15 protein-coding genes and 1 tRNA gene are annotated in these 12,974 nt (G+C 72.7%); 6 read left to right on the top strand and 10 right to left on the bottom strand.

The genetic code is table 11. The features are described from left to right. Window positions 1-391 precede the first annotated feature (391 nt). The 7 genes from NE236_RS17625 to galU form a co-directional block, all read right to left on the bottom strand. Window positions 392-465: transfer RNA gene (locus NE236_RS17625), tRNA-Ala, on the bottom strand. Window positions 466-571: 106 nt separating this feature from the next. Beyond that, window positions 572-1,189, bottom strand: a complete 618-nt coding sequence (gene sepX, locus NE236_RS17630; protein ID WP_252843085.1) for a divisome protein SepX/GlpR — start codon at window positions 1,187-1,189, stop codon at window positions 572-574. 281 nt (window positions 1,190-1,470) lie between these two features. Further along, window positions 1,471-2,085, bottom strand: a complete 615-nt coding sequence (locus NE236_RS17635) for a GNAT family N-acetyltransferase (protein ID WP_252843130.1) — start codon at window positions 2,083-2,085, stop codon at window positions 1,471-1,473. 51 nt (window positions 2,086-2,136) lie between these two features. Beyond that, window positions 2,137-2,619 carry a MogA/MoaB family molybdenum cofactor biosynthesis protein gene (locus tag NE236_RS17640; RefSeq protein WP_372494375.1) on the bottom strand — a complete coding sequence of 161 codons (483 nt, stop codon included), beginning with the start codon at window positions 2,617-2,619 and terminating at the stop codon, window positions 2,137-2,139. Window positions 2,620-2,621: 2 nt separating this feature from the next. Beyond that, a complete protein-coding gene (gene moaC, locus NE236_RS17645) occupies window positions 2,622-3,092 on the bottom strand; it encodes a cyclic pyranopterin monophosphate synthase MoaC (RefSeq protein WP_308209112.1) in 471 nt (156 codons plus the stop codon). Further along, window positions 3,089-4,297, bottom strand: a complete 1,209-nt coding sequence (glp, locus tag NE236_RS17650) for a molybdotransferase-like divisome protein Glp (RefSeq protein ID WP_252843132.1) — start codon at window positions 4,295-4,297, stop codon at window positions 3,089-3,091. The genes moaC and glp overlap by 4 nt, the downstream gene beginning before the upstream one ends. Next, window positions 4,281-5,195 carry a UTP--glucose-1-phosphate uridylyltransferase GalU gene (gene galU, locus NE236_RS17655; protein ID WP_252843087.1) on the bottom strand — a complete coding sequence of 305 codons (915 nt, stop codon included), beginning with the start codon at window positions 5,193-5,195 and terminating at the stop codon, window positions 4,281-4,283. Before galU ends, glp begins: the two co-directional genes overlap by 17 nt. A 102-nt stretch (window positions 5,196-5,297) precedes the next feature. Between galU and NE236_RS17660 the strand changes: the two genes are divergently transcribed. From NE236_RS17660 to NE236_RS17675, 4 genes are all read left to right on the top strand, one after another. After that, on the top strand, window positions 5,298-5,900 hold the full coding sequence (locus NE236_RS17660; RefSeq protein ID WP_252843088.1) for a 5-formyltetrahydrofolate cyclo-ligase: 603 nt from the start codon (window positions 5,298-5,300) through the stop codon (window positions 5,898-5,900). Between the two features lie 64 nt (window positions 5,901-5,964). Further along, window positions 5,965-6,942 carry an NAD(P)-dependent oxidoreductase gene (locus tag NE236_RS17665; RefSeq protein ID WP_252843089.1) on the top strand — a complete coding sequence of 326 codons (978 nt, stop codon included), beginning with the start codon at window positions 5,965-5,967 and terminating at the stop codon, window positions 6,940-6,942. Between the two features lie 97 nt (window positions 6,943-7,039). Next, window positions 7,040-8,521: a potassium/proton antiporter gene (locus NE236_RS17670; RefSeq protein WP_252843090.1), complete on the top strand. Its 1,482-nt coding sequence runs from the start codon at window positions 7,040-7,042 to the stop codon at window positions 8,519-8,521. A 96-nt stretch (window positions 8,522-8,617) separates the two neighbouring features. Then, complete coding sequence (locus tag NE236_RS17675; protein ID WP_252843091.1) at window positions 8,618-8,983, top strand: FmdB family zinc ribbon protein; 366 nt, start codon at window positions 8,618-8,620, stop codon at window positions 8,981-8,983. An 83-nt stretch (window positions 8,984-9,066) separates the two neighbouring features. Here NE236_RS17675 and NE236_RS17680 read toward each other — a convergent pair whose 3' ends face one another. Further along, on the bottom strand, window positions 9,067-9,213 hold the full coding sequence (locus tag NE236_RS17680; RefSeq protein WP_252843092.1) for a hypothetical protein: 147 nt from the start codon (window positions 9,211-9,213) through the stop codon (window positions 9,067-9,069). A gap of 84 nt (window positions 9,214-9,297) precedes the next feature. On the opposite strand from NE236_RS17680, the gene NE236_RS17685 reads away from it, so the two are divergent. After that, the gene (locus NE236_RS17685; RefSeq protein WP_252843093.1) at window positions 9,298-10,095 is read left to right on the top strand and encodes an S-methyl-5'-thioadenosine phosphorylase; all 798 of its coding nucleotides are present in this window, start codon (window positions 9,298-9,300) and stop codon (window positions 10,093-10,095) included. Between the two features lie 136 nt (window positions 10,096-10,231). Next, the gene (locus tag NE236_RS17690; protein WP_252843094.1) at window positions 10,232-10,831 is read left to right on the top strand and encodes an SAF domain-containing protein; all 600 of its coding nucleotides are present in this window, start codon (window positions 10,232-10,234) and stop codon (window positions 10,829-10,831) included. Window positions 10,832-10,979: 148 nt separating this feature from the next. Here NE236_RS17690 and NE236_RS44525 read toward each other — a convergent pair whose 3' ends face one another. After that, window positions 10,980-12,038, bottom strand: a complete 1,059-nt coding sequence (locus NE236_RS44525; RefSeq protein ID WP_252843095.1) for a D-alanyl-D-alanine carboxypeptidase family protein — start codon at window positions 12,036-12,038, stop codon at window positions 10,980-10,982. Window positions 12,039-12,126: 88 nt separating this feature from the next. Beyond that, complete coding sequence (locus tag NE236_RS17700) at window positions 12,127-12,603, bottom strand: hypothetical protein (RefSeq protein ID WP_252843096.1); 477 nt, start codon at window positions 12,601-12,603, stop codon at window positions 12,127-12,129. Window positions 12,604-12,974: the final 371 nt, after the last annotated feature.

Below are 12,974 nucleotides of genomic sequence, written 5' to 3' on the forward strand. Positions count from 1 at the left end.
CGTGGAGGCGAGGGGCGTATCGGTAAGCCAGGCGTCGATACGCACGAAGTTCATCGCGGCAGCGGTGAGCAGATGCTGCAGGTGCCGGCCCCATCAAGATCGAAGCCCAGGTTGGGGACCGCGTCCCTGGCCTGGGCTTGCATCGTGTTGATCGACGACGTTAGTGCGTGGCCGTACTTCGCTGCTGTACGAGATCGGAAACGGCCGGTTCCTTGATCGGAACCAGTCGGTTGACCCCGATTGGCCCTGGCTCGAACGCCGGCCCACACCGGGGGCGTGGGGGCAGAGCCCCCACATCGGGGGGTCCGGGGGGTCGCCCCCCCGGGTAAACATGACGAAGGACCAGCGGGAGGAAGCTTCGCTTCCGACCACACTGGCCCTAGGTCCGAGGTGGAGCTGAGGGGATTCGAACCCCTGACCCCCTCGATGCGAACGAGGTGCGCTACCGGACTGCGCTACAGCCCCAAGGACGCTGTAAGGCTAGCAAACATTGGGCACTGCTCGCGCATCGGTTACCTGGTGTTGCGGATCACAGCAGGTCATGCTGCGGAGGACCCCCGCTTGGCCGGAGTCAGTCGCCGACGGCGCGCTGGTCGGTGTACTGGTCGTAGACCTCTTCCTCGAGGCGCGCGGGCATGGCGATGACCTCGGCGGACCGCTGGGCCTCGCGGGCCAGGCGTGCCTCCTCCTCCGCGCGGACGCGGCGGTCGGCCTCGATGGCGCGGAGGCGGACCAGGTGGCGTGCGCGGCGGCGTTCGGCGTCCATCTTGACGGCGCTGCGCAGCAGGGTGAGGTGGCCGACGAGCAGGACGGCCGGCGGCAGCGTGAACCACCACGGCGTGACGCCGCTGACGACGGTGGCGACCGATGTCAGCCCCAGGAGAATGAGGCCGACGGTGCGGCGCCGGCGGCGGGCGATGACGGCGGCGCGGCTCGCCCGCCGGCGGGCGGCTCGGCGGGTCTCCCGTGCCGGGACGACGTCGTCCTCGGGCGACGCCTCGTCAGCGCCCTCGGCGGACTCGACGCCCTCGGCGGGCTCGGAAGCCTCGGCGGGCGACTCCGCCAGCGTGTCGGCGTCCTCGTCGACGCGGCGCTGCCGGGTCCGGGAGCCGTCACGGCGGAGCCACATGGGGACCAGAACGATGCCCCAGACGGCTACGATCGCGAGATAGAGGAGTGCGCTGCTCATCAGCCCTCCCCATAGACGCGTCCAGGCCGCAGGCTGACCTCGCAGACGCGCACGCTCACGTCCCGCACGCTAAGACCCACCGTCAGTGGTTGACGAGCATTAGGGGCGGTGTGTCGCGAGATCGGATCGTTCCTGAACCTTTCCTGACCAAAAGTTTCCGGGCAACACGATCATGACGTGCGGCACCCGCATCCCTCGGTATCCGGAGTGGGGCTCCGAAAGAATCGCATTCCGGCATCCGCTGCGCCCTCGCCCGGCTCCGGCGATCGGCCCGTACGGCGTCAGCGGGGGAACGCCTGGCGGGTGCTGGCGCGCCACCGGGCCATCAGGCCGCCGGGGACGTCCTCGGTCGTCAGCGCGTAGCAGATGTGGTCGCGCCAGGCCCCGTCGATGTGCAGGTGACGCCGGCGCACGCCCTCCTCGCGGAAGCCGAGCTTGTCGACGACGCGGCGGCTGGCGGTGTTCTCGGGGCGGATGTTCGCCTCGACGCGGTGCAGGCCGACGTTGAAGAAGGCGTGGTCGACCGCCAGGGCGACGGCGGTCGGCATGACGCCCCGGCCGGCGACGGCCTTGTCGACCCAGTAGCCGATCTGCGCGGACCGCGCGGAGCCCCACACGATGGCGCCGATGGTGAGCTGGCCGGCGAACGCCCCGTCGTACGTGACGACCCACGGCAGGGCCAGGCCGTGCCGTGCCTCGCGGCGCATGGTCTGCACCATGCTGAGGTAGGGGCCCAGGCCGCTGCGGAACAGCGGGGTCTCGGGGTTGGTGGGCTCCCAGGGCCGCAGCCATTCGGCGTTGCGGATCCGTACCTCTCGCCAGGTCGACGCGTCGCGTAGCCGCAAGGGCCGCAGCCCGACCGGCCCCTCGTTCAGGTTGGCCGGCCAACCCCGCATGCGTTCCACACTCCCATGATTCCCCGGCGACGGGTCGAACGCCATCCTCGTTCAGGGGGTGCGTGGATGGTCGCCGCCGCCGATCTGGTCGATGGCGTGTCCGAGCACCTCGCCGAGCACCAGCATGCCGTCGCGCACCCCGCCCGTCGAGCCGGGCAGGTTGACGATGAGAGTACGTCCGGCGACGCCCGCCAGGCCACGGGAGAGGATCGCGGCCGGGACCTTGTCGCGGCCGGTGAGCCGGATGGCCTCGGCGATGCCGGGGATCTCGCGTTCGATGACGCGCCGGGTCATCTCGGGAGTCTGGTCGGTCGGGGTGAGACCGGTGCCGCCGCTGGTGACGACGGCGTCGTAGCCCTGGGCGACGGCGTCGCGCAGGACCTCCTCCACCGGTTCGCCGTCGGGGACGACGACCGGGCCGTCGACCTGGCAGCCCGCCTCTTGCAGCAGGGCGACGAGCACCGGCCCCGAGGTGTCCTCGTAGACGCCGGCGAAGGCGCGGTTCGAGACGGTCACTGCCATGGCCCTGACCATCCTCATGATCTCCGCCAGACGCCGGTCTTGCCACCGGTCTTCTCCTCGACGCGCACGTCGGTGATGACGGCGGCGGGGTCGACCGCCTTGACCATGTCGATGAGGGCGAGGCCGGCGACGGACACGCAGGTCAGCGCCTCCATCTCCACGCCCGTACGGTCCGCGGTGCGCACCTGCGCGGAGATGGCCACGCCGTCGTCGTGGACGGCGAGGTCGACGGTGACGCCGTGGATGGCGATGGGGTGGCACAGCGGGACGAGGTCGGGGGTGCGCTTGGCCGCCTGGATGCCGGCGATGCGGGCGACGGCGAGCGCGTCGCCCTTGGGGACGTTCCCCGCGCGCAGGGCGGCGACGCACTCCGCCGACAGGCGCACGAAGCCGGTGGCGGTGGCCGTACGCGCGGAGACCTCCTTGGCGGAGACGTCCACCATGCGGGCGGCACCGGACTCGTCGAGGTGGGAGAAGCCGCTCACGATAGCTCCAGTACGTCGACGGGGTCGCCCGCCGCGCGTTCGGTGACGTCTTCGGGGACCACGATGAGGGCGTTCGACGACGCGAGCGCGAACACCTGGTGGGAGCCCTGTGCCCCCGCCGGTGTCACCGTGTACTCCCCCTCGTCGAGCGAGACGGCGGCGCGCAGGTAGTGGCGCAGTCCCGCCGGGGAGGTGATCGGCGCGGTGAGGCGGGCCCGTACGGTCCTCGGCGGCGCGGGCGGCAGTCCCTGCAGCGCGCGCAGCGCCGGGCGCACGAAGACCTGGAAGGAGACGTACGCGCTGACCGGGTTGCCGGGCAGCGTGAACACGGGGACGCGGTCGTCGAGCAGGCCGAAGCCCTGCGGTTTGCCGGGCCGCATCGCGACCTTCTCGAACCGCATGGTCCCCACGCCCGACAGCACCTCCTTGACGACGTCGCGGGCGCCCATGCTGACGCCGCCCGAGGTGATGATCAGGTCGGCGTAGGCGAGCTGATCCTCGATGGTGGCGAGCACCTGACGAGGATCGTCGCCGACGGTGCCCTGCCGGAAGCCGACGCCGCCGGCCTCGGTCACCGCGGCGGTCAGCGCGAAGCTGTTGGAGTCCCAGATCTGGCCGGGTCCGACCGGGCGGCCGGGCTCGACGAGCTCGCTGCCGGTCGACAGCACGGCGACACGGGGCCGGGGGCGCACGAGGGCGCGGGCCCGGCCGACCGCGGCGAGCATCCCGATCTGGGCCGGGCCGAGCCGGGTGCCGGCCGGCAGGACCGTCTGCCCGGCGGTGACGTCCTCTCCGGCGCGGCGGATGTAGTGGCCGGGGGCGGCGGACCGGCGGATCGTCACCTTGGCGGTGCCGCCGTCGGTCCACTCGACCGGGACGATGGCGTCCGCGCCGCCGGGCAGCGGTGCACCGGTCATGATGCGGGCGCACAGCCCCGTCGCGATGCCGTACGCGCCCTGGTCGCCGGCGGCGATGTCGCCGACGACCGACAGCGTCACGGGTGATGTCTCGGTCGCGGCCGCGACGTCCGCGGCCAGCACCGCGTATCCGTCCATGGCGGAGTTGTCGAACGGCGGCAGGTCGACGGGCGCGGTGACCGGCTCGACGAGGACGCCGCCGTACGACTCTGGCAGGGCCAGCTCCAGGGGCGGAAGCTCCCGTATCGCCCCCAGGATGTCCGCCAGATGCTCATCTACCGGCTTCATCATGCTTCGCCACGAACTCACGGAGCCAGGGCAGGAACTCGTCGCTCAGCTCGGACCGCTCGGCCGCGAACTGCACCACGGTGCGCAGGTAGTCGAGTTTGTTGCCGGTGTCGTAGCGGCGGCCGCGGAAGAGCACGCCGTGCACCGGGCCGCCCTCGGAGGGGTCCCGCTGGGCCAGGGTGAGCAGCGCGTCGGTGAGCTGGATCTCGCCGCCGCGGCCCGGCGGGGTCTTCTCCAGCACGTCGAACACGGCCGGGTCGCAGACGTAGCGGCCGATGACGATCCACCGGCTCGGGGCCTCGCCCGGCACCGGCTTCTCGACGAGGTCGGTCACGCGGACCACGTCCTCCTCGTCGGTCGGCTGGATCGCGGCGCAGCCGTACAGCGACACCTGCTCGGGCTCGACCTCCATCAGCGCCACGACGCTGCCACCGTACGTCTCCCGGACCTCGAGCATCCGCTGCAGGAGCGGGTCACGCTCGTCGATGAGGTCGTCGCCGAGCAGCACGGCGAACGGCTCGTTACCGACGTGCCGGCGGGCGCAGTGCACGGCGTGCCCGAGCCCCTTGGGCTCGCCCTGGCGGACGTAGTGCACGTCGGCGAGCTCGCTGGACTCCCGGACGGCGGCCAGCCGCTCGGGGTCGTCCTTGGCGCGCAGCGCCTCCTCCAGCTCGTACGCACGGTCGAAATGGTCCTCGATCGGCCGCTTCCCCCGGCCGGTGATCAACAGGATGTCGTCGAGGCCGGCCGTGACGGCCTCCTCGACGACGTACTGGATCGCCGGCTTGTCGACGATGGGAAGCATTTCCTTGGGTGTCGCCTTGGTGGCGGGCAGGAAGCGCGTGCCAAGGCCGGCAGCGGGAACGACCGCCTTGGTTACGGATGCGTGGTCGGCCATGACACGACCCTAACCGCCGATCGCCGCCATTCAGCGGACGGTCCCCCCTGCGGCGCGCATCCTCACGGGAATCTCACACCGTTTTCACGGGACAATGGAGACGTGCGTGACATCACCGAGGACAAGACGGCCCTGCGTTCGGACCTTCTGGCGGCCCGCGCCCGCCTCACCCCGGACGAACGCACCGCCGCCGGGCGGCTGTTGCGCGACACCGTGCTGACGCTGCCCGAGGCGGAGATGGCCGGCACGGTCGCCGCGTACGTCTCGATCGGCGCCGAGCCGGCCACCCAGAGCCTGCTGTTCGCGCTGTGGAAGCGCGGCACGTACGTCCTCGTCCCCCGGCTGCTGGCCGGCGGCGACCTCGACTGGGCCTCCTACGAGGGCCCCGAGTCGCTGCGCCCCGGCCGGTACGACCTGCTGGAGCCCACCGAGCCCGCGCGGGGCCCGGAGGCGGTCCGCAGCGCCGACCTGGTGATCGTCCCCGCGCTGGCGGTGTCGTCCACCGGCGTGCGCCTCGGGCGCGGCGGCGGCTCGTACGACCGGGTTCTGGCCCGCGTCGCACCGCAGATCCTGACGATCGCGCCGGTGTACGACACCGAGCTGGTCGCGTCCCTGCCCGCCGAGCCGCACGACCGGCCCGTACGAGCGGCGGTCACGCCGTCGGGCGGCCTCGTCAGGTTCGCCGTCGCCGGAGCCGGCGCATGAGTGAGCGGAGCGAGCGAATCATAAGCATGGCGCGCCCGGTCACTCCTCCGACGAAGGAGGCCGCATGAGCGGCCGCCGGCGGCTGCTCGCCCTGCCGCCCCTCGGCGCGGACCTGATCCATCACGTCTTCGACCCGCTGGGCGCCGACGTCATCGTGCCCGCCGAGCGGAGCCGTGACGCCCTGCACGCGGAGCTGGCCGACGCGGACCTGGTCATCGGCGACTTCACCGGTGAGCTGGCGATCGACGCCGCCGCCGTGGCCGCCGCCCCGCACCTGGCGTTCGTGCAGATGCCGTCGGTCGGGGTGGACACCGTCGACGTCGACGCGCTGACCGCCGCCGGGGTGCCCGTGGCCAACACCGCCGGCGCGAACGCCCGGTCGGTGGCCGAGTGGGCGCTGGGCGCCGCGCTGGACCTGTCCCGGCAGCTGTCGTGGGCCGACCGGCGCATGCGTGAGGGCGGCTGGCCGCAGCTGGAGACGGCCGCGCGCGGCTCGGACGAGCTGGCGAACCGGCGCGTCGGCGTGCTCGGCATGGGCGCGATCGGCGCCGAGGTGACACGGCTGTTCGAGGCCTTCGGCTGCCAGGTCGCGTACTGGTCGCGACGGCGCCGGGACACCGGTGTCTACCGGGAGCTCGACGATCTGCTGGCCGGCTCCGACATCCTCGTGGTCTGCCTGCCGCGCACGCCGGAGACCGTCGGGCTGCTGGACTCCCCGCGGCTCGCGCTGCTGCCGGAGGGCGCGTTCCTCGTCAACGTCGCACGCGGCGGCATCGCGCCGGACGACGCCGTGCTCGCCGCGCTGGAGAGCGGCCGGCTGGGCGGGGCGGCGCTCGACGTGTACGAGCGGGAGCCGTTGCCCGCCGACCATCCGCTCCGGCGGCACGAGAGCGTCCTGCTGTCCCCGCACGCCGCCGGTTCGACCCGGCAGTCGCAGCTGAACATCATCACGGCCGTCATCGACAACATCCGGGCCGCCGTCGAGGGCCGCCCGGTGGCGAACGTCGTCAACGGCCTCGGCCCGCTGATCCGCCGCCGCTAGTCGCGTCCTCCCGAGACGCCGCCCGGCCCCCCGGGCGGCGGTGCCGTGCTCACCGTACGTGACAGCTTGTGAGAAAGTCCTGATCAAGGGGGTGTGGGTGAAACTCGACCTGTGGCTGCTGCTCGGCTCGGCCGTGGTCATCGCCGCGATCGTGGCGGTACGCCTGGCGCATCGGAGCGGGCTGCCGAGCCTGCTCCTGTACCTCGCGCTCGGCCTGCTGCTCGGCGAGTCGGGATTCGGCATCCGCTTCGACGACATGCTGGTCGCCGAGACGCTGGGCCTGGCGGCGCTGGTCCTCATCCTGGCCGAAGGCGGGCTCACCACCCGCTGGTCGGCCGTACGGGGGTCCGTACCGGCGGCACTCTCGCTGTCCATCGCCGGCACCGCGGTCAGCATCGTGGTGGTCGCGGCGGCGGCGCACTGGCTCGTCGGCATCGACTGGCGCCTGGCCCTGCTGCTGGGCGCGGTCCTCGCCCCGACGGACGCGGCCGCGGTCTTCTCCGTGCTGCGGCGGCTCCCGCTGCCCGAACGCCTGACCGGTGTCCTGGAGGCCGAGTCGGGGTTCAACGACGCGCCGGTCGTCATCCTCGTCGTCGTCCTCAGCGCCGGGCACGCCGCGACGCCGCTGCTCATCGCGGGTCAGCTGGTCTACGAGCTGGCCGTCGGAGCGATGATCGGCCTGGTCGTCGGCAGGTTCGGGGCGTACGCCCTGCGCCGGGCGGCGCTGCCCTCGTCGGGCCTGTACCCGATCGCGGTGCTGTCGCTCACCGTCGGCGCGTACGGCGCGGCGTCGATGGCGCACGCCAGCGGGTTCCTCGCGACGTACCTGTCGGCGCTCGTGCTCGGCAACAGCCCGCTGCCGCACCGCCCGGCCACGCGGGGGTTCGCCGAGGGGCTCGCGTGGCTCGCCCAGATCGGGCTGTTCATCGTGCTCGGCCTGCTGGCCTCGCCGCGGGAGCTGCCCGCGCAGATCGGAGCGGCGTTGATCTCCGGGTTCGTGCTGGTGCTGGTGGCCCGGCCGCTGTCGGTGCTGGTCGCCACGCCGTTCTTCGGGATCGACTGGCGGGAGAAGGCGTTCCTGTCGTGGGCCGGGCTGCGCGGCGCGGTGCCGATCGTGCTGGCCACCATCCCGGTGACGGCGGGGGTGACCGGGGCGCGGGCGCTGTTCGCGCAGGTGTTCATCATCGTGGTCGTCTTCACGCTGCTGCAGGGCCCGACGCTGGCGTCGTTCGCCCGGATCCTCAAGGTGACCATCCCCGAGCGCGCCCGGGAGATCGACATCGAGGCCGCACCGCTGGAGGAGCTGCACGCCGACCTGCTGGAGATCCGGATCCCGCCGGACTCCCGCCTCAACGGCGTGGAGATCTTCGAGCTGCGGCTGCCCGAGGGAGCGGTGATCACCCTCGTCGTACGGGAGGGCGAGAGCTTCGTACCGGGCCCCGACACGGCCCTGCGCGCCGGCGACGAGCTGCTGGTCGTGGCCACGAGCGCCGCCCGCCCGGCGGCCGAACGCCGGTTGCGCGCCGTCAGCAGGCGCGGGAAGCTGGCCGGCTGGTACGGCGAGCGAGGCGATCAGTGAACGTGTGCGGCGGGAATGATTGGACGCCCGGTAGCATTAGCAGTCACTGAGTGAGAGTGCCAGTCCCCGAGGGCTGTGTACAGCTAGGAGGAACTCGTGCCGACGTATCAGTACGCGTGCACCGAATGCGGTGAGCCGCTGGAGGTCGTGCAGAAGTTCAGCGACGACTCGCTGACCGAATGCCCCGCATGCGGCGGGCGTCTGCGCAAGGTGTTCTCCCCGGCCGCGATCGTCTTCCGGGGTTCGGGCTTCTACCGCACCGACAGCCGCAGCGGTTCGACCGCCTCGGCCGGCGGCTCCGCGAAGAAGAGCGAGCCCGCCACGGCCGAGGCGAAGACGGAGTCGACGTCCTCGTCCTCCTCCGACTCGTCATCCGGCTCGTCATCTGGCTCGTCATCTGGCTCGTCGTCCGGCTCCTCATCCGGCTCTTCGAGCGGGTCGTCCGGCGAGAAGGTCGCCTGACCGGGGCGCCGTCGAGCACGTCCTGCGACAGGACGTGCGTGACGGGCTCCCCGCCCGGTCCGCGGGGGGCCCATCCGATGTGATCAGCGAACGGCCCGGGACAACGGCCGTTCGCCCGGCTCGGGCGCCTCGTACCAGGCCAGGCGGCCCGGCCACCAGACCCGCCTGCCGATGTCGTACGTCAGCGTCGGGACCAGCAGCGACCGGATCGGCAGGCTGTCGAGCAGCACACCCGCAGGCGGTCGGCTGGGAGTTGTCCACAGGGTCGGGGGCGGTCTCGCGGCGGGTCGCTACGGCCGACTAGGGTCCGGCTCATGCATGCAGAGATCGGCGTGATCGGCGGGTCCGGCTTCTACTCCCTCCTCGACGACGTCGAGGAGATCGAGGTGGCCACCCCCTACGGCCCGCCCAGCGACTCCATCGCCCTGACGACGGTGGCCGGGCGCCGGGTCGCGTTCCTCCCCCGGCACGGCCGCGACCACCGCTACCCGCCGCACAAGATCCCCTATCGGGCGAACCTCTGGGCACTGCGATCCCTCGGAGTCCGGCAGGTCGTGGCCCCGAGCGCGGTGGGCTCACTGGTCGCCGAGCACGGCCCCGGCACGCTCGCCGTCCCCGACCAGCTCGTCGACCGCACCAGCGGCCGCGCGCAGACCTACTACGACGACGGCGCCGTGCACGTCTCCTTCGCCGACCCCTACTGCCCACGCGGGCGCCGCACCGCGCTGGACACCGCCCGGGAGGCGGGCTGGCGGCCGGTCGACGGCGGCACGCTCGTCATCATCGAGGGGCCGCGCTTCTCGACGCGCGCCGAGTCCCGCTGGTTCGCCGGGCAGGGCTGGACCCTCGTCGGCATGACCGGCCACCCCGAGGCGATCCTCGCCCGCGAGCTCGCCCTCTGCTACGTCCCGGCCTGCCTCGTCACCGACCTCGACGCCGGGGTCGAGGAGGGAGCCGGCGTGACCCACGAGGAGGTGCTCCGCGTCTTCGCCGAGAACGTCGAGCGGCTGCGCGACCTCGTCATCGGCATCGTCGGCGCGCTGCCCGCCGAGCGCGACTGCCCCTGCCCGCACGCCCTCGACGGGCTCGAGGTCCCCATCGAGCTTCCGTGACCGCCCCCGCCCTGCGGCCCGGCCGCCCCCGCGCCGCCGTGAGCCTTCCACCGACCCGCCTCTCCCATGGAGCCGCCGCGGTCCTGGCCTGCGCCCGGTCGGGGAGGCGGCGCCCAGCGGACCTGCGGGCCGGGGCATGCGCGCCGCGACGCCGATGAGGGCGTTGCTGAGCCGGCATCGCCGCCTGCTCGCCGCCGTGCTCGCGGCCGGGGCGGCGGCGTTCGGCCTGGCCGCCGCACGGCCCCACCCGCGCGGATCGCCGGTCCTCGTCGCCGCCCGCGACCTGCCCGGCGGGGCGACGCTGCGCGCCGCCGACGTCGGCACGCGCACCCTGCCCGCCCGCGCCGTGCCCGACGGCGCCGTCCGCCGGGCGGCCGGGCGCACCCTGGCCGGGCCGGTCCGCCGGGGCGAGCCGCTGACCGACGTACGGCTGCGCGGCCGCACACTGCTGGACGACGCGGACCCCGGCACGGTGGCCACCCCGGTGCGGCTCGCCGACGCCGCCGTCGTGCGGCTGCTGCACGCGGGCGACCGCGTCGACGTCCTCGCCGCCCGCGCCGAGGGCCCGGTGCCGGCGCGCACGGTCGCGGCCGGAGTGCCCGTCGTGGCGGTGCCCCGGCCCGGCCCCGAGACCGACGACGGCGCGCTGGTCGTACTGCGCACGGACCGCACCCAGGCGGCGGCCATCGCCCGCGCCGCCGTCGACTCCCGCCTGTCGGTCGCGATCGTCGGTTGACACGAGAATTCGCGACCGCCGGCTCGACGGTTGATCTCGTCAGATGGCGGCGGCCGCCGACAGTGACCTTGCCGCCGGCCTTGACGCGCAAAGGCAGATAAAACAGGCATCGCCCCGTCCACGGCGACGGCAAAGCGGCAACACCGACTCAGTCGCTGGCGTCGGGGGTGTTCTCCTTGGTGTACTCCCAGTGCCAGGGCTCGAAGGGGCTGCTGTAGGCCCACGACGGGTGGAAGAACTCGTACTTCTTCGAGTTGGCCTGGAGCCAGTTGAACTGCGCGGAGCCCTGGCTCTGCACGCCGCCGCACAGGTCGACGGCGGTGCCCCAGCCGTGGTTGCTGTGCCCCGGCACGGCCGCCATGCCGGGCCGGTTGGCGTAGATCCGCTGCTGCTCGGCCAGCGGGCGGTAGGAGTCGGTGAGGCACATCTGGGCACCGAACCGCTGCTTGTAGGCGGTGTTCAGCTTGTAGAAGGCCAGGGCGGCGTCGGCACGGAGCATCCGGCCGCTCTGCGGCAGGGGGCAGAGGTACCGCGCGGGGATGAGCCCGTTGGGGTACTTCCGCGCCTCGGGGACCAGGGTCTTCAGACAGGTGAGCTGCAGGCGGGTGCTGGGGTCCAGCTTCTTGAGGGTGGCGGTCAGCTGGGCGGTGATGCGCGCGGCGCGGTCCTTGAGCGCGTTCATCTCCTGCTGCAGCTTCGCCTCCTCGACGGCGTTGTTCGACTGCAGTTCCTGCGCCGACGCGGCCAGCTGCTCGCGCTCCTTCTGCAGGCGGCCCGCCTTGTCGATGAGGGCCTTCTGGTCGTTGGTGAGCATCGTCAGGTCGGTCGCCGCCGCCAGCGCCTGATCGGGGTCGCTGCCGCCGATCAGGGAGGGCACGCCGGTGATGCCGGGCTGCTTGTACGCGCTTGCGGCCAGCTGGGCCAGCGGCTCACGGATCTTGTTCAGTTCGGCGTTGGCGGCGCCGAGGTCGGCGAGGGTGGCCTTGAGCTTGGCCTCGGAGGCATCGAGCTGCTTCTTGCGGGCCTCCCAGGCCTTGGTGGCCTTGGACAGCTCGTTCTTGGCCTTGTCGGCCTGTTTGCGAAGGGCCTTGACGTTGTCGGCCGACGGTGACTGGGCGGCTGATGACTGATTCGCGGCGCCGGACGTCAGGGAGAGCACGACCGCCGTGATCGCCGCGATCAGAGCCGCTGACCGAGTGCTTGGCACGCGGAGATCCTCCGGGGGACTGGCGAACTATGTGCGGCGGGTCGACGGTACTACAGGTGACGAGGTGCTCCGTGCTGTCATCGTGACCTCAGGGGCGTCCGTGGCCGCCGTGCCGATGTTTGCACAGGTCCCACATCCACGGCCATTTCTTCAGTTCCGGCGGGCACTTGGTGCCCGAGGAGGACGGGATGGGGGTCCGGCGGGGTCGAGAGCTCGTGCTCGGCGTCGCACGGGGGGACGCGGACGCCGTGGCGCCGGACTTCGGGGTGGCCTGGGCACTGTGGGACGCGACGATCTTGCCCCAGGTCCGCTCCGCCCGCTCGACGGTGCCCGAGTCGTGGTCCCGTACCGACGGTGTCGCGGCGACCGCCTGGCTGCGCGGCGGGTCGCCGTTCCCACCACCGCGGACGATGAGGAGACCGCCGACGAGGAGGGCCGGCACGACGATGAGGAGGGCGAGGAGCGTCACACCACGACGGAACGGCAACAGCTCGAACCAACCCCACAGACGGCTGACGACGGTCGCCCGGGGGGTGTCCGTTGCGTCCGCGTTTAGGCCATTCACGGGAGCAGAGTAGCGACACGGGGCGCTCCGAGTAGCCGTAACCGAAGGACCCGCCTCATCCGAGTCCGGATCAGGTCTCTGGCAGACTGACCGGGTGGCAGAGCGCGTGGCCTTCCCCGATCCGGACCGCCTGCTGGGATGCCTGCCGGGGGCGCCATCGGCGACGCGCTCGGCGCGCCGATCGAGGGCCGGCCGACCGCGGAGACCGGTGACGTGCCGATGAGCCGGCACGCCCGCGGCGCCTGGCGACGGGCTTCAGTAATACGGGTTCGGGTCGCACGTGAGGAGTACGCAGTGGGACGGCGACGGTGAGACTCCGGGCGGTCTCGTGACGGGGGCGTGTGTCGACGGCGGCCGCCTGGTCACCGGGG

Origin of the sequence: Actinoallomurus purpureus, assembly GCF_024055795.1 — a bacterium.
GTDB lineage: Bacteria > Actinomycetota > Actinomycetes > Streptosporangiales > Streptosporangiaceae > Actinoallomurus > Actinoallomurus purpureus.